A 15,744-nucleotide genomic window follows, 5' to 3' on the forward strand; every position below is an offset into this window, starting at 1 on the left:
GGAGCAGACCAGATGACCACCATTGACGACGCACCGCCCGCCACGGCGGCCGCCGTGCAGGAGTGCGGCGCCACCGTGTGGCTGACCGGCCTGCCCAGCGCCGGGAAGACCACCCTGGCCCTGGCCCTCGCCGAGCGGCTGCGCGCCGAGGGCCACCGGGTCGAGGTGCTGGACGGCGACGAGGTCCGCGCCTTCCTCTCGGCCGGGCTCGGCTTCACCCCCGAGGACCGGGACACCAACATCCAGCGGATCGGCTTCGTCGCCGAGCTGCTGGCCTCCAACGGCGTGAAGGTGCTGGCGCCGGTCATCGCCCCCTACGCCGCCTCCCGCGCCGCCGTCGCCGCCCGCCACGCCGACCGGGGCACCACCTACCTGGAGGTCCATGTGGCGACCCCGGTCGAGGTCTGCTCGGTCCGCGACGTCAAGGGCCTCTACGCCAGGCAGGCGGCCGGCGAGATCACCGGGCTGACCGGGGTCGACGACCCCTACGAGGCCCCCGCCGCCCCCGACCTGCGCATCGAGGCCCACATCCAGCCGGTGGCCGACTCGGCCGCCGCCCTGCACGCACTGCTCACCGAGAGGGGACTGGCGTGACCACCGCTGCCGACATCCTGCCGTCCGACGCCCACGACCGCGTCAACCCGTACGCGCTGTCGCACCTGGACGCCCTTGAGGCCGAGGCCGTGCACATCTTCCGCGAGGTCGCGGGCGAGTTCGAACGCCCGGTGATCCTCTTCTCGGGCGGCAAGGACTCCATCGTCATGCTGCACCTGGCGCTGAAGGCCTTCTGGCCGGCGCCGGTGCCGTTCGCGCTGCTGCACGTCGACACCGGGCACAACTTCCCCGAGGTCATCGAGTACCGGGACCGCACCGTCGCCGAGCACGGCCTGCGCCTGCACATGGCCTCGGTCCAGGACTTCATCGACAACGGCCGGCTGCGCGAGCGCCCGGACGGGCTGCGCAACCCGCTGCAGACCGTGCCGCTGCTCGACGGCATCGAGTCCAACCGCTTCGACGCGGTCTTCGGCGGCGGACGCCGCGACGAGGAGAAGGCCCGCGCCAAGGAGCGGGTGTTCTCGCTCCGCGACGAGTTCGGCGCCTGGGACCCGCGCCGCCAGCGCCCCGAGCTGTGGTCGCTCTACAACGGCCGGCACGCCCCCGGCGAGCACGTCCGGGTGTTCCCGCTGTCCAACTGGACCGAGCTGGACGTCTGGCAGTACATCGAGCGCGAGTCCATCGAGCTCCCGCAGATCTACTACGCCCACGAGCGCGAGGTCTTCTCCCGCAGCGGGATGTGGCTGACCGCCGGCGACTGGGGCGGCCCCAAGGAGGGCGAGCCGGTCGAGCGCCGCCTGGTCCGCTACCGCACCGTCGGCGACATGTCCTGCACCGGCGCGGTGGACTCCGACGCGGTGACCGTCGCCGACGTCGTCACCGAGATCGCCGCCAGCCGGCTCACCGAACGCGGCGCCACCCGGGCCGACGACAAGGTCTCCGAGGCCGCCATGGAAGACCGCAAGCGCGAGGGGTACTTCTAACCGATGAGCACCGAACTGCACCCCGTCCCCACCGCGTCGGAGTCAGGGCGGGCGACGGCGCTGCTGCGCTTCGCCACCGCCGGGTCCGTCGACGACGGCAAGTCCACCCTGGTCGGACGGCTGCTCCACGACTCCAAGTCGGTCCTGGCCGACCAGTTGGAGGCGGTCGCCCACGCCTCCCGCAACCGCGGCCAGGACGTCCCCGACCTGGCGCTGCTCACCGACGGCCTGCGGGCCGAGCGCGAGCAGGGCATCACCATCGACGTCGCCTACCGCTACTTCGCCACGCCCCGGCGCCGGTTCATCCTCGCCGACACCCCCGGGCACGTGCAGTACACCCGCAACATGGTCACCGGCGCCTCCACCGCCGAGCTGGCCGTGGTGCTGGTCGACGCCCGCAACGGCGTGGTCGAGCAGACCCGCCGGCACGCCGCCGTCGCCGCGCTGCTGCGGGTCCCGCACGTGGTGCTGGCGGTCAACAAGATGGACCTGGTCGACTACGCCGAGCCGGTCTTCGCGGCCATCGCCGCCGAGTTCACCGCCTACGCGGCCTCGCTGGGCGTCCACGACATCGTCGCGATCCCGATCTCGGCGCTGGCCGGGGACAACGTGGTCGAGCCCTCCGCCCACATGGACTGGTACGGCGGCCCGACCATGCTGGAGCACCTGGAGACCGTCCCGGTCGGCGGCGACCCGTCCGCCGAGCCGGCCCGGTTCCCGGTCCAGTACGTGATCCGGCCGCAGAGCGGCGAGCACCGGGACTACCGCGGCTACGCCGGACAGCTGGCCTCCGGCGTGCTCCGGACCGGCGACCCGGTCACCGTCCTGCCCTCCGGGCTGACCAGCACCGTCGCCGGGATCGACGTCCTGGGCCGGGAGACCGCCATCGCCTGGGCGCCGCAGTCGGTCACCGTCCGCCTCAGCGACGACATCGACGTCTCCCGCGGCGACCTGATCGCGGCCGGCCCGGCGGCCGAGCCGACCCAGGACGTCACCGCGACCGTCTCCCACCTCAACGAGCGCCCGCTGCGGGTCGGCGACCGGGTGCTGCTCAAGCACACCACCCGTACCGTGCGGGCGATCGTCAAGGACATCCCCTACCTGATCGACATCGACACCCTGGCGCACGTCGAGGCACCCGGAAGCCTCCAGGTCAACGACATCGGCCGGGTGGTGCTGCGCACCGCCGAGCCGCTCGCGCTGGACCCGTACGCGACCAACCGCCGCACCGGATCGTTCCTGCTGATCGATCCGGCCGACGGCACCACTCTGACCGCCGGCATGGCCGGCGAGTCCTTCTGAGCGCCGGCAGCGGGCCGGACTCATGACGAAGGGATCCACCACGATGAGCGGCGAGGCATTCTCCCGCATGGCGAAGGAAGGCGGGCGCGTCGGCAGCGGCGCGCTCGGCGCGGGCCGGGGCGGCGTCGCCCGATGTGGGTGCTGACGGGCTTCTGAATGCCCGTCACCGTGCCGCACCTGGGCCCGGCTTGCCGCACTGCCGTCCGCGCACCACTTCACCTGTCATCGTGAGGACTCCACCCATGACCGTCTCCGCTGCCACCTCCCGTTCGCGCGTCCGCACCAGACGGACCGTCGTCACCGCCGCCACCGCGCTCGCCGCCGCCGTGCTGCTCAGCGCCTGCGGCGGATACGGCTCCAAGGCCTCTACGAACAGCGCCGCCACTCCCGCTGCGGGGAGCTCCAGCAGCAGCGGTGCGGCGGCACTGTCCGCGAGCACGGTGCGGATCGGCTACTACGCCAACCTGACCCACGCGACCCCGCTGATCGGCATAGAGAACGGGCAGTTCGCCAAGGACCTGGGCTCGACCACCATCAAGACCCAGATCTTCAACGCCGGCCCGGCCGAGATCGAGGCGCTGAACGCCGGCGCCATCGACATCGCCTGGATCGGCCCCTCGGCCGCGATCACCGGCTACACCCAGTCGCACGGCGCCTCGCTGAAGATCATCTCCGGGGCCACCACCGGCGGCGCGGAGCTGGTGGTCAACCCGGCGAAGATCAAGAGTATCGCGGACCTCAAGGGCAAGAAGATCGCCACCCCGCAGCTGGGCAACACCCAGGACGTGGCGCTGCTCAACTACCTGGACACCCACGGCTTCAAGGAGAACGCCGAGACCGGCGCGGGCGACGTCTCGGTCATCCGGACGGACAACTCGATCACCCCGACCGCCTACTCCACCGGCCAGATCGACGGCGCCTGGGTGCCCGAGCCGACCGCCTCGAAGCTGGTGGCCGAGGGCGCGAAGATCCTCATCGACGAGCGCTCGCTCTGGCCGAACGGCCAGTTCGCGACCACCAACGTGATCGTCTCCCAGTCCTTCCTCAAGGCCCACCCGGACGTGGTCAAGGCCGTCCTCCAGGCCTCGGTCGACACCAACGCCTGGATCCTGGCCAACCCGGCCCAGGCCAAGACCGACGCCAACGCCGCGCTGAAGCAGCTCAGCGGCAAGGCCCTGCCGACCAAGGTCCTCGACAACGCCTGGGCCGAGCTGGCGGTCACCAACGACCCGCTGGCGTCCACCCTGCAGACCGAGGCCCAGCACGCGGTCACCGCCGGCTTCCTCAAGCAGCCCGACCTGAGCGGGATCTACGACCTGTCGATCCTCAACCAGATCCTGGCCGCCGGCGGCCAGACCGCCGTCTCCGCCGACGGGCTCGGCCAGCAGTAGCAGGCCCCCGCCCGCCCACCCACTCCGGAGTCCGTCCCGGTCCTCGTCGATGCCCAATCACCAGGGACCGGGACGGGCCCCGGCTCAACCCGCCAAGGAGGTGTCCGGATGGCTCCGGCAGCAACACGACAACCGGCCGAGGACACGCTCGGCACGCCCGCAGAGTCAGCCGCGCCGGCAACGGCAGCGGTCACCCTCGACCACGTCTCCAAGTCCTTCGGCCGGGCCGACCGCGCCAACCCGGTCCTGGACGACATCAGCCTGACCGTCGCCCCCGGCGAGTTCGTCTGCCTGCTGGGCGCCTCCGGCTGCGGCAAGTCCACCCTGCTCAACCTGGTCGCCGGGCTCGACCGGCCCAGCAGCGGCACCATCACCGTCCCCGGCGGCCGGGCCGCGCTGATGTTCCAGGAGCACGCGCTCTTCCCCTGGCTCACCGCCGGGCAGAACATCGAGCTGGCGCTCAGGCTGCGCGGCCTGCCGCGCGCCGAACGCCGCACCGAGGCCGAACGGCTGCTGGCGCTGGTCCGGCTGGAGGGCGCGCACCGCAAGCGGGTGCACGAGCTCTCCGGCGGCATGCGCCAGCGCGTCGCCCTGGCCCGCGCCCTGGCCCAGGACGCCGACGTCCTGCTGATGGACGAGCCCTTCGCCGCCCTGGACGCCATCACCCGCGACGTCCTCCACGAGGAGCTCACCCGCATCTGGGCCGAGACCAACCTCTCCGTCGTCTTCGTCACCCACAACGTCCGCGAGGCCGTCCGGCTCGCCCAGCGCGTGGTGCTGCTGTCCTCCCGTCCCGGGCGGATCGCCCGCGAGTGGCGGATCGACCTGCCGCAGCCGCGCCGGATCGAGTCCCCCGGCGTCGCGGACCTGTCCGTCGAGATCACCGACCAGCTCCGTGGGGAGATCCGCCGCCATGTCCAGCACTGAGACCGCCCCCACCGACGCCGTGACCGGGACCGAGGCCGTGACCGGGACCGACGCCGCAGCCGAGGCCGCCGACAGCACCGCCGAGGCCGCCGCACTCGGCGCGGGCCTCGACGCGCTGGAGACCCACGACGTCGAACGCACCTCCCTCGGCCGGGTGCTGCTGACCAAGGTCGTCCCGCCGCTGGTCGCCATCCTCATCGTGCTCGCGCTCTGGCAGGCGGCCTGGGCCGCCCACCTCAAGCCCGACTACCTGCTGCCCAGCCCGCTGGAGGTGTGGGACAGCCTGTACGACCAGTGGCTGCAGGGGACCATCCTCAGCACCATCTGGACCTCGCTCTCCCGGGGCATCCTCGGCTTCCTCGCCTCCGTGGCCATCGGCACCCCGATCGGGCTGCTGGTCGCCAGGAACAAGGTGGTCAGGGCCGCCGTCGGACCGATCCTCTCCGGCCTCCAGTCGATCCCCTCGGTGGCCTGGGTCCCCGCCGCGGTGATCTGGTTCGGCCTCAGCAACGCCACCATCTACGCGGTGGTGCTGCTCGGCGCGGTCCCCTCCATCGCCAACGGCCTGGTGGCCGGCATCGACCAGGTCCAGCCGCTCTACCTGCGCGCCGGACGGACCCTGGGCGCGACCGGGCTGCGCGGCATCTGGTTCGTGCTGCTGCCGGCCGCGCTGCCCGGCTACGTCGCCGGGCTCAAGCAGGGCTGGGCCTTCGCCTGGCGCTCGCTGATGGCGGCCGAGCTGATCGCCAGCTCCCCCGCCCTCGGCCTCGGCCTCGGCCAGGCGCTGGAGAACGCCCGCGAGATGCAGGACATGCCGACCGTGCTGGCGACGATCATCCTGATCCTGCTGGTCGGCGTCGGCATCGACCTGCTCTGCTTCGCCCCGGTCGAGCGCCGGGTGCTGCGCTCGCGCGGCCTGCTGGTGACCCGCCGATGAGCACGGCAGCGGGCAGCACCCTGCTGCTGGTCGCCCACGGCAGCCGCGACCCCCGCCACGCGGCGGTCGCGGCCGAACTCGCCGAGCGGGTGCGCGCCCTGCGCCCCGGCCTGCCGGTGGCCGTCGGCTACCTGGACCACTGCGCGCCCCGGGTCGAGCAGCAGCTGGACCGGCTGGAGGGCGAGGTGGTCGCGCTGCCGCTGCTGCTCAACCGCGCCTTCCACGCCAAGCACGACATCCCCGGGGTGCTGGCCGCCGCGAGCGGCCGCAACCCCCGGGTGACCGTCCGTCAGGGGGCGGTCCTGGGACCGTCCCCGCTGCTGCTGGACGCCCTCACCCGGCGGCTGGCCGAGGCGGGCGTCCGCCCCGACCGGCGGACCGGCGTCGTCCTGGCCGCCGCCGGCTCCTCCGACGAGGCGGCCAACGCGGTCACCCGCGGGGTCGCCGCCGACTGGCAGCGCTCCCACGGCTGGGCCGCGGTCGAGGTCGCCCACGCCTCCGCCGCCCCGCCCCGGGTCGCCGACGCGGTGGCCGCGCTCCGTGCCCGGGGCGCCCGCCGCATCGCCGTCGCCCCCTACCTGCTGGCCCCCGGCCTGCTCCCGGACCGCATCGCCGCCGAGGCCGCCGCGGCCGGCGCCGACGCCCTGGCCGACCCGCTGGGCGCCGCCCCGGAGCTCGCCCGGCTGCTCCTGCTCCGCCACGACCAGTCGCTCCGCAGCAGGGCCGGCAGCGCGGGCCTGGCCCTCAGCGCGTGACCGGCCGGGTCAGCCGCCGTGCAGCCAGATGCGCAGCGGGCCGATCGCGCTGAAACCGCTGTCGAGGGCGGCGGCCAGCGCGCCACCGTGCTCGTAGCCGACGACCGGCAGGCCGGGGAAGTGCCCGGCGGCAGCGCGCAGCACGCAGGAGCGGACCTCGGCCTCGTCGGCGTCGTCGGTGGCGAAGAGGTTGGAGAGCCCGACCAGACCCGCGCCGCTGTTCAGCACGGCGCCCCCGACGAGGGCCTCCCCCTGGTGCACCGCCAGCACCAGCACGGTCGCGTCGGCCAGCAGCGCCGGCCGGAAGACGTCCGGGGCCTCGCCCTCCCCGTGCCAGGCGGCCTGCCAGGCCTCCAGTGTCCCGGCCGAGCGCACCGGCTCGGCGCGCAGCCGCGGCGTCGCCGGAACCGGGACGCCCGCCGGGCGGTGGATCCACTGGGCGCTGAACAGCTCGGTGAAGCCGTCGGGGGTCAGTTCGAGCGCGGCGAAGCTGTCCTTGACCGAGCAGCCCGGTGACGCCGTGTCGATTCGCGGCAGGAAGTCGGCCGGCACCGCACCGGGGTGCAGCGTGACCGCGTCCGGGTAGTACGGCGGCGTCCGGTCGGAACTGGTCCAGACCGCCTCGCCGAAGGCTCCCGGGAGGCCGTGGGACCGGGAGACCGCGGCGCACCAGTCGGCGTTGTTCCGGGCCGCGGCGAGAACGAGGGTGTGCGTGGAGGGTGAGGTCACGTGCTACATGGTCACCTCGATCACCGCCGGACGCACCTGCTTTTGCGGCCGCCCCCGGGCCGGCGGCCGCGCGGCCGCCTCCGGGCCGGCCGACCGGTCCAGGGCGTGGAGCACATCACCGGTGAACTCCCGTCCGATCGGCGTCAGTTCGTCGCCGGCGAGGAGCGTGCGGGCGGCCTCGGCGGCGTGGGTGCGCCAACGGAGCGACTCCCGGGCGGACTCCGTGTCCCCGGGCTCGGCCAGGTGCTCCTGGTGCTGGAAGTCCGCGACGCCCAGGTGCGCGTAGAGGCCCTGGAGCAGCGCCCCGGCCGGGCGCGGGTCCGGGCGCCAGGGGGCGTGGAAGCGCGCCCCCGAGTCGGGCCGGTGGAGCGGCACCAGGTCCATCAGCGCCCCCAGTTGGACGTGGAGGAACTCGTGGACCAGGGTCAGCGCCAACTGCACCGGCCCCGCCGGCCGGGAGGCCGCGACGGCTCCGTAGGCGCGGCGCGCGGCGGCGCTGACCGGGCTGCCGTCGGCCGCCGGGCGCAGCGGCACCAGTGTGGTGACGGCGGCGCCGACCGCCTCGGCGTGCCAGGGGTGGCGGTGCACCAGGACCTCCCAGGCGCCGTCCAGGGCGGCGGTCCAGGCGCCGAGGTCGGCCGCGCCGAGCGGGCCGGTGGGGGCGTACCCGAAGATGTCCCGGTAGGGCCCGCGGTCCTGGAGGGTGAGCCGCCAGCGGCGGCCCCGCGACTCGAAGGCCAGCTCGTGGCCGCCGACGGCCTCCGTCGAACCCGGCGGCGGCTCGGGCGGCAGCAGGTCCGGCGGCAGCTCGGCGAAGTCCGCCAGCCCGGTCAGCCGGCCCGGCCGCCCGGAGCCGAGCTCCTGCAGGCACTGGGTGGCCCAGACGTCGAACTGGGGGCGCAGCAGCAGCCGTTCCCAACGCGAGGGGTCGTTCCGCTGCCAGCCGGAGGCCTCCCGGTAGACCCGGTCGAACCAGTCGCGGCGGTCGGACCCCACGGCTCCGGCCGCTGCCGGTGCGGTGCCGGCGACGCGGCCGTGCAGGGCCACCAGCAGCAGACAGCGCTTGCTCAGCTGGCCGGACCGCAGCAGTTCGACCCCGGCCGCGCCGCCGCGTCCCCCGGCGATCGCCCGGAAGAGCTCACACGGCGATCTCCTCGAACAGCCGGATCCCGGCCTCCCGGCGCGGTGCGCCGTACCAGGACCTGCGATGTTGGCCTGATTGCCGTGCACATGTCTGACTGACGATACCTCAAAGTGCGGACTGGAATGCCGAAACCGGCTCACAGGAAGGAGTGAGCGCCTCGTCGACCACGCGGCGCAGCAGGTGTGCCAGCACCGAATCGGGCAGGTCGGCGAGATCGTCGAGCAGCACCTGACGGGTGTCCAAGAGATCGGTCGCGATCACCTGGTCGCCAGCGTTCATCCTGTGCCCCACCGTTCACCCTGCTCCCGTCGGCCACCGCAGGCGAGGCGCGCTGACGTGGCGCGGGGAGGGTTTGGTCAGGGACACCCGACCCGCGCGCAGCAGCATACCGGCGGCACCAGGACGCCACCGGCGGAATCGTCGGGCGGGCTCGACGGCGGCCCGTCGCGTCCCCCGGTCGGCCTAACCGGAAGCGCGGCCGCCCGGGAGGGGGGCTATACCGGGAAGGCAAGTCCTTCCTACGAGGTTCCGACGACGACTGGAGCCCGCGATGATCGACAGTACCCACTCCCACCTGCCCGCCTCCGGAACCCTGGCCCGGCGCCCCGCCATGTCGCCGGGCACCCTCGCGGTACGCGCCCTGACCGCCTGCGCCAGCGCCATCGCGGCCGGGTTCGTCATCACCTACCTGGTCCGCAGCATGCTGAACCTGGACGCCTTCCAGGACGGCGCGCAGACCGGAGGCGGCGGCTTCCCCAACTCCGGCGCACTGACCGTCGGCGTCATCACCGCCACCCTGATCGCGGTGGCGCTGCTGGCACTGCTGGAACGGTCCGTCCCCCGCCCGCTGCCGGTCTTCGCGGCGATCATGACGCTGGGCTACGTCGTCTTCTTCGCGGTCACCGCCGCCGGCAGTCTCACCGGCTCGCAGATGGCCGGACAGATGCTGGTGTGCCTGCCACTCGCGGCCGTCATCGGCCTGCTCGCGATCTGGGCCGTCGGCAGCATCTCGGAGCTGGAGGTGTAGCCGCTCCGGCCGGGGCCCGTGCGGCGCAGCAGCGCCGCGCGGGCCCCGGCCGCTGTGGGCGCGACTACCATGGACTTCATGGCAGAGCGCCCGGCGGACCTCCGGTGAGCGGAGTCCTGCCGCTGTTCGCGGACGGGAGCGGAGAGCCCGGCAGCCCCCGCGCCCGGGTCGAGGTCGCGCCCGGGGCGGTGCACCTGCCCGGCTGGCTGACGCTCGATCAGCAGCGGGCGCTGGTCACCGCCTGCCGGGGCTGGGCGACCGGACCGGTGCCGATCAGGCACACCCGACTGCCGCGCGGGGGTGTGATGTCGGTGCAGACCGTCTGCATCGGCTGGCACTGGCAGCCGTACCGGTACACCCGCACCGCGGACGACGTCAACGGGGCCCGGGTGGCGCCCTTCCCGGACTGGATGCTGGAGTTGGGCCGCCGGGCCCTGGTCGACGCCTACCGCGACCCGGGGGCCGGGGACGGCTACTCCCCCGACACCGCGCTGATCAACTTCTACGACGGCCGGGCCGCGATGGGGCTGCACCAGGACCAGGACGAGCGCTCCGACGCGCCCGTGGTCTCGCTCACCGTCGGCGACAGCTGCACCTTCCGCTTCGGCAACACCGAGAACCGCAACCGGCCGTGGACCGACGTCACCCTCGCCTCCGGCGACCTGTTCGTCTTCGGCGGCCCCTCCCGGTTCGCCTACCACGGGGTGCCGAAGGTCCGGCCCGGCACCGGCGACCCGGCCACCGGGCTGGCCTCGGGCCGGTTGAACATCACCATCCGGGTCACCGGGCTGACCGAGGCCGGCGAGCCGTCGGTCCGGCCCTGACCGGCACGGCCACCTCGCCGAGCAGGCCGCCCCGACGGTCGTCCTGGGCGCCGGCCGAGGCGCTGTCGCCGCCGGTGGCGGCCGGCGGCCCGGTGGAGATGTTGATGGTCACCGTCGAACCGACCGCCACCGTCGCGCCGGGTCCCGGGACCTGGTCGACCACCAGCCCGGTGGCGACCAGCGTCGAGCCCTCGTCGACCTGCAGCACCACCAGCCCGCAGGCCGTGCCGCTGCTGGAGGTCGCCGCAGCGAACTGGCCGGTGGCGCCGGCCGCGGTCAGTCCGGCGACGTTCGGCAGCGAGCAGGTCACCGGAGCCCTGCCGACGGAGGACGCGCTGACGGCCGTCGAGGACGAGGGCCCGCCGGGGGCGCCGCCGGTCGACGGGCTGCCCGTGGGCGGCGGGGTCGTCGCCGACGGCGAGCCGGCCGGGGGCGAACTCGGCGGCGAACTCGGCGGCGGGGTCGTGCCGTCGGGGCCGTCGGAGACGTCGAGGGTGACCACCGCTCCCGGGGCGACGGCGGTGGCGGCGGCCGGGCTCTGGGAGACGACCGTGCCGACCGGGACGGTCGCCGAGGGGACCGCGACCGTCGCCGCCGCCAGTCGGCAGGCACTGCCGTCCGCCGCCCTGACCTGGCCGAGCAGCGTCGTGGCCGAGGCCGAGGCAGCACCGACGACCTCGGGCAGGACGCAGCTGGGCGCGCCCAGCGAGACGGTGATGATCACTGCCGAGCCCACCCCCACCTGGGTGCCGGGAAGCGGGTTCTCCCCGATCACCCGGCCGGCCGGGACCGTGGCCGAGTAGCCGGTCATCCCGGTCACCAGCAGGCCACAGCGGGTGCGGTGGTCACCGGCGACCAGTGAGCGCAGTTCGCCGAGCACCGCCGTCGCGGCGCCCTCGGCGGCCGGGAGGGTGCACAGCGGCGCCGCCGTGGCCGGGGTCCCGGCGGTGGTCACGGGGGTCGGCCCGGCCGAGTAGACCAGGGTGACCTGCGCGCCGCAGGACTGCCGCGAGCCCTGGGCCGGGCTGACCGAGATCGTGCGGCCGGCGGTGAGGGTCGCCGAGTGCTCCGCGATGTCCAGTCCCGGGAACCCGGCGTCCAGCAGGGCCTGCGAGGAGGCGGGGTAGGCCAGCCGGGAGACGTCGGGGACGGCCGCCGAGCCCTGGCAGCCGGTGTCGGCCGACACCCTGCGCGCGGTCGTGGTCACCGGCCCCTTGAGCGGGACGGCGGCGCCGCCCCCGCCGTCCCGGGGGCTGCCGGAGGAGGTGCCCGACACCGGCGGCCCGTTGTTGTCCACGGCGTTCAGCGGGGGCGTCCCGGTCGTGGTGGCCACGGGTCGGCCGAGCGCGGAGCGGCCGGGTTCCACGGTGCTGCCGGCGGCCAGGGTCAGCCCGCCGAAGGCGAGTCCGGCGACGACCACCGCGCCCAGCGCGGTGACCACCGGCGCGGGCAGCCGCAGCAGTCGCCGGGCGTGCGCGGGCGAGGTGCTGATCCGGCGCGGCGGGTTCGCGGCGTAGCCGCCGGCGCCGAGGGTGACCGTCGACCGGCCGGCCTCGGCCGCCGACCTGCCGCCGCTCCGGACAGCGGCGCCGGCCGCGAACCCGGCCCGGCCGCCGTGGCCGAACCAGCGCCGCACGGACGGGCTGAGCAGCCACAGCAGCGGCAGCGGCAGCACCGGCCAGTGGGCTATCGCCAGCACCGGGCCGCCCTCGGCCGCTGTGCTGGAGACCCGGCACTCCACCCACTCGGGCGGCCGGAGCCAGTGCCGGGGCAGTCGCAGCCGGACCCGGGCGGTCGCCGTCGTCCCGGGCTGGACCAGCAGCGAGGGGGGCGTGAGCCGGAGTACCGCCTCCGGCGAGGAGCAGGCCGCCGCGAGGGTGATCCGCTCCGCCGCCGGGCCGGCGCCGACCAGCCGGAGCGGCACCGTCACCACCCGCCGCCAGCGGAGCCGGCGCTCGGTCGCCGCGCCGCCGACGCTCACCGGCGGGGCCGGCACCGCCCCGGCCGGGGCCGGGGAAGCCGGCAGCCGGGGACGCAGCCGGGCGCGCGCCGCCGCCCCGGCGGCGGAGCGCGAGACCGCGACGACCAGACAGGGCAGGGTGCCGACCGGCAGGCTCAGCGCCTCCGGCGGGTGGAGCGTGATCCGGACCGGCGCCTCCGCCCCGGCGGCGAGGGCGAGTTGCGCCGGGTCGACCGAGACGCAGCCCGGCGGCAGCCCCTGGACGGCGACGGCGACGGTGTCAGGACGGGTCCCGGCATTGCGGACGGTCGCGGTCAGCACGACCGTCCGGCCGGGGACCAGCTCCGGGGTCCAGTCCGGCAACGACAGCTGGACGCCGAGCCCCTGGGGCAGTGGGCCGAGCCGGGAGCCGCAGTTCCAGGCCACGCAGTAGTGCGCGGCGTCGTCGTTCGGCGTGCCGCACAGCTGGCACTCGATCATCGCGGTACCCCCACGCCCCGCTCGCGGTCCCGTCCCCTCGGTGCCTGGGGAGGCTACCCGCTCCCTCCCGATGCACGCGCGGGGCGACCGGCGCACGGAAGCACGGCGGCGGGGCCGGACGCGCCCTGTGCGCACGTCCGGCCCCGCCGTTTCTGCTCCGCTACAACTGCCTCACTGCCGCGTGGAGTCCAGCTCCTCCGCCTCGTCCACGGCCCGGAGGCCGGGGTTGGCGGGGTTGCTCGCGACGACGGTGCTGGCGTGCTCCCCGTTGCGGTCCGCGTGGCCGGGCCACCAGGCGGCGTGCCCGATCAGCGCGGTGAGCGAGGGGGTGAAGAACATCGCCATGACGAAGGCCGCGAGGAAGATGCCGAAGCTCAGCGCGAAGCCCATCTCGGCCAGGAAGGAGTTCCCGCCCAGGGTCAGCATGGCGAAGGTCGCGGCCAGGATGAAGCCGGCGGCGGCCACGGTCGGTCCGGCGTGGCGCAGCGCCTCGGCCGCCGCCTCGCGCGGGGCCCGGCCCTCCCGGGCCTCCTCCCGCAGTCGGGCGATCATCAGGATGTTGTAGTCCGTTCCGATCGCGACCACGAACAGATACATGATCACCGGCAGCATGAACATCAGGCCGCTCTGGCCCTGGAGGTTCTGGAAGATCAGCACGGTCGCACCGAGGGTGGCGCCGAAGCCGAGGGCGACCGAGGCCATCAGGTACCAGGGGGCGACGATGCTGCGCAGCAGCAGCCCCAGGATGATCATGATGAGGATCGCCGCCACCGGGAAGACGGTGCGGTAGTCGTGGTTGATCGCCGCGTTGAAGTCGGTGTAGATCGCGGTCATGCCGCCGACCAGGGCCACGGTGCCGTTGGGCGCGTTGGCGTGGGCCACGTCCCGGATCCCGCTGATGGAGCTCAGCGCCTGGTTGCTGGCGGCGGCGTACTTCAGCTCGACGGAGAAGTCGGCGGTCGTACCGGCCTGGTTGACCTTGGCCGGGGCGACGCTGGCGACGCCGGGGGCGGTCTGCAGCTTCTGGGCGTAGGTGGCGAGCTCCGAGGTGTTCAGCGGCTGACCGTTGGTGCTGTTCAGCATGATCTCGGTGGGCTCGGCGGCGCCGGCCGAGTAGGCGGCGGCCATCTCGTTCTGGACGATCATCGACTCGGCGGTCTTGGGCACCGCTCCGGCCGACATGTCGAAGGTGGCCTTGAAGCCGAAGGTGCCGAGCGCGAGGGCGATCATGAGCACCCCGGAGACGGCCGCGACCAGGGCCGGGCGGCGCTGGACGGTGCGGCCGATGGCGGCGAACTTCGCGCCCTCGGGCTCCTTCTGCCACTTCTTGGACGGCCAGAACAGCACCCGCGGCGGGATCAGCGAGCAGATCGCCGGGAACAGGGTGAGGCCGGCCAGCAGGGTGACCGCGACGGCGATGGCCAGCGCGGGGCCCATCTGCTTGAGGAAGCCGACGCTGGAGAGCAGCAGGGCCAGGAAGGCGATGATGACGGCGCCGGCGGCGGAGGCGATGGCCTCACCGACCCGGGAGACCGCGTTGATCATGGCCGTCTTGGCGTCCTCGCCCGCCCGCAGCCGTTCCCGGTAGCGGAACATCAGGAAGAGGAAGTAGTCGGTGCCGACACCGAGCAGCACCACCAGCAGGATCTCCGAGACCGAGCTGTTCGCCTGGAGGCCGAAGAGCTTGGTGGCATCGGCGATCAGACCGTCCGCCGTGGTGGAGACCAGCGCGAAGATCGAGATGAGTGGCAGCAGCGCCAGGATCGGCGAGCGGAAGATCAGCAGCAGCGAGATCAGGATGACCAGCACGGTCCCGATCCCGGTCAGCGCCATGCCCTTGGAGGAGGCGTTCTGCTGGTCGAGCGCGGTCGGGGCGCTGCCGCCCACCTTGGCGGTCAGGTCCGTCCCCTGCACCAGCTGGGTGACGTCGGTGCGCAGCGTCTTGGACGCGTCGTTCTGGGCCGGCTGGCCGGCGGTGGCACTGTTCATCTGGACCAGCGCCAGGCCGTACTTGCCGTCCGGCGAGGGCGGGCCGGGGATGACCAGCTGCACCTGGTCGATCTTCTTGGCCTCGATCTGCTTGGCGATCGTGGCGATCTCCGCCTTGTCGGCGGCGGTGAGCTGCCCGCCGTCGGCGCGCTGGAAGAGGACGTCGGCCGAGGGCGTGAACGCCTGCGGGAACGCCTTCGTCTGCAGGTCGGCAGCCTGGATCGACTCGTAGCTCTTCGGCAGGAAGGAGCTCTGGTTGCTGTTCGAGGGCAGCGCGGGCGCCGTTATCCCGATGACGACGGCGGCGATGAGCCACGCCACGATCGTCCAGATCGGGTGGCGGACGACGGTGCGTCCTATCCGGTGGAACATACGGGAAGGCCTCCAGGGCAGAGATCGCCCCACCACGGCTTCGGTGCACGGGCAGCGCGATCGGACCGACTACCTAGCCGGTCGACAAGTAAGTTCGGTGTCAGGTCTGCATCCTAGGAAAGCAACTAGCCGTCCGGCAAGTCAGATATCCGGGGCCCGAAACGCTCTCACGGAACGCCTACGTCCGACGTGGACCATCTTCACCCACGCCCACAGCGCCTTTCCTCGTCCCCCGGGTGGAAGCTCCTCCCCCTCAGGGCGGAGATCGGGCCCTCGGAGCTAGGGGAAACCCCCGACTACCTCCGGGGCAGGGAGCAGGGTGAACCCGTCCGCCGACCAGATGTCCGGCTCCGGCGCCGATCCGTAGCG

At 73.9% G+C, this 15,744-nt stretch carries 14 protein-coding genes; 9 read left to right on the forward strand and 5 right to left on the reverse strand.

Going from position 1 to position 15,744, the window contains the following annotated elements; all coding sequences use genetic code 11:
• Positions 1-12 precede the first annotated feature (12 nt).
• The 7 genes from cysC to BS75_RS08565 all read left to right on the forward strand — a co-directional run bounded on the left by cysC (position 13) and on the right by BS75_RS08565 (position 6,850).
• Positions 13-594 (forward strand): adenylyl-sulfate kinase, encoded by a 582-nt coding sequence (gene cysC / locus BS75_RS08535; protein ID WP_042437671.1) that lies wholly within the window; start codon positions 13-15, stop codon positions 592-594.
• Between the two features lie 14 nt (positions 595-608).
• Positions 609-1,538, forward strand: a complete 930-nt coding sequence (gene cysD / locus BS75_RS08540) for a sulfate adenylyltransferase subunit CysD (protein ID WP_152645813.1) — start codon at positions 609-611, stop codon at positions 1,536-1,538.
• Positions 1,539-1,541: 3 nt separating this feature from the next.
• On the forward strand, positions 1,542-2,840 hold the full coding sequence (locus BS75_RS08545) for a sulfate adenylyltransferase subunit 1 (RefSeq protein ID WP_034092654.1): 1,299 nt from the start codon (positions 1,542-1,544) through the stop codon (positions 2,838-2,840).
• 242 nt (positions 2,841-3,082) lie between these two features.
• Complete coding sequence (locus BS75_RS08550) at positions 3,083-4,231, forward strand: aliphatic sulfonate ABC transporter substrate-binding protein (protein WP_034087779.1); 1,149 nt, start codon at positions 3,083-3,085, stop codon at positions 4,229-4,231.
• Positions 4,232-4,339: 108 nt separating this feature from the next.
• On the forward strand, positions 4,340-5,158 hold the full coding sequence (locus BS75_RS08555) for an ABC transporter ATP-binding protein (protein WP_034087780.1): 819 nt from the start codon (positions 4,340-4,342) through the stop codon (positions 5,156-5,158).
• Positions 5,145-6,095, forward strand: coding sequence for an ABC transporter permease (locus BS75_RS08560; protein ID WP_034087781.1), 951 nt, complete (start codon positions 5,145-5,147; stop codon positions 6,093-6,095). Before BS75_RS08555 ends, BS75_RS08560 begins: the two co-directional genes overlap by 14 nt.
• A complete protein-coding gene (locus tag BS75_RS08565) occupies positions 6,092-6,850 on the forward strand; it encodes a sirohydrochlorin chelatase (protein ID WP_034087782.1) in 759 nt (252 codons plus the stop codon). Before BS75_RS08560 ends, BS75_RS08565 begins: the two co-directional genes overlap by 4 nt.
• Before the next feature lie 9 nt (positions 6,851-6,859).
• Here BS75_RS08565 and BS75_RS08570 read toward each other — a convergent pair whose 3' ends face one another.
• Genes BS75_RS08570 through fxsA form a run of 3 tightly spaced genes read right to left on the reverse strand, consistent with a single transcriptional unit; the run spans position 6,860 to position 9,002 of the window.
• Positions 6,860-7,579 carry a hypothetical protein gene (locus tag BS75_RS08570; protein WP_034087783.1) on the reverse strand — a complete coding sequence of 240 codons (720 nt, stop codon included), beginning with the start codon at positions 7,577-7,579 and terminating at the stop codon, positions 6,860-6,862.
• 3 nt (positions 7,580-7,582) lie between these two features.
• Positions 7,583-8,809, reverse strand: a complete 1,227-nt coding sequence (locus BS75_RS08575; protein ID WP_034087784.1) for an HEXXH motif domain-containing protein — start codon at positions 8,807-8,809, stop codon at positions 7,583-7,585.
• Between the two features lie 19 nt (positions 8,810-8,828).
• Positions 8,829-9,002, reverse strand: coding sequence for an FxSxx-COOH cyclophane-containing RiPP peptide (gene fxsA, locus BS75_RS08580; RefSeq protein ID WP_152645807.1), 174 nt, complete (start codon positions 9,000-9,002; stop codon positions 8,829-8,831).
• Between the two features lie 271 nt (positions 9,003-9,273).
• On the opposite strand from fxsA, the gene BS75_RS08585 reads away from it, so the two are divergent.
• Both BS75_RS08585 and BS75_RS08590 read left to right on the forward strand, forming a co-directional pair.
• Positions 9,274-9,750: a hypothetical protein gene (locus BS75_RS08585; protein WP_034087786.1), complete on the forward strand. Its 477-nt coding sequence runs from the start codon at positions 9,274-9,276 to the stop codon at positions 9,748-9,750.
• Between the two features lie 104 nt (positions 9,751-9,854).
• A complete protein-coding gene (locus BS75_RS08590) occupies positions 9,855-10,574 on the forward strand; it encodes an alpha-ketoglutarate-dependent dioxygenase AlkB family protein (protein ID WP_081982190.1) in 720 nt (239 codons plus the stop codon).
• On the opposite strand, the gene BS75_RS52170 is transcribed toward BS75_RS08590, so the two are convergent.
• Together BS75_RS52170 and BS75_RS08600 are read right to left on the reverse strand one after the other, a co-directional pair.
• Positions 10,531-11,175, reverse strand: a complete 645-nt coding sequence (locus BS75_RS52170) for a PASTA domain-containing protein (RefSeq protein ID WP_408022588.1) — start codon at positions 11,173-11,175, stop codon at positions 10,531-10,533. The genes BS75_RS08590 and BS75_RS52170 overlap by 44 nt on opposite strands.
• Before the next feature lie 2,010 nt (positions 11,176-13,185).
• Complete coding sequence (locus BS75_RS08600; RefSeq protein ID WP_081982191.1) at positions 13,186-15,375, reverse strand: MMPL family transporter; 2,190 nt, start codon at positions 15,373-15,375, stop codon at positions 13,186-13,188.
• Positions 15,376-15,744 lie beyond the last annotated feature (369 nt).

This window comes from Streptacidiphilus albus JL83, from assembly GCF_000744705.1.
Classification (GTDB): Bacteria; Actinomycetota; Actinomycetes; order Streptomycetales; family Streptomycetaceae; genus Streptacidiphilus; species Streptacidiphilus albus.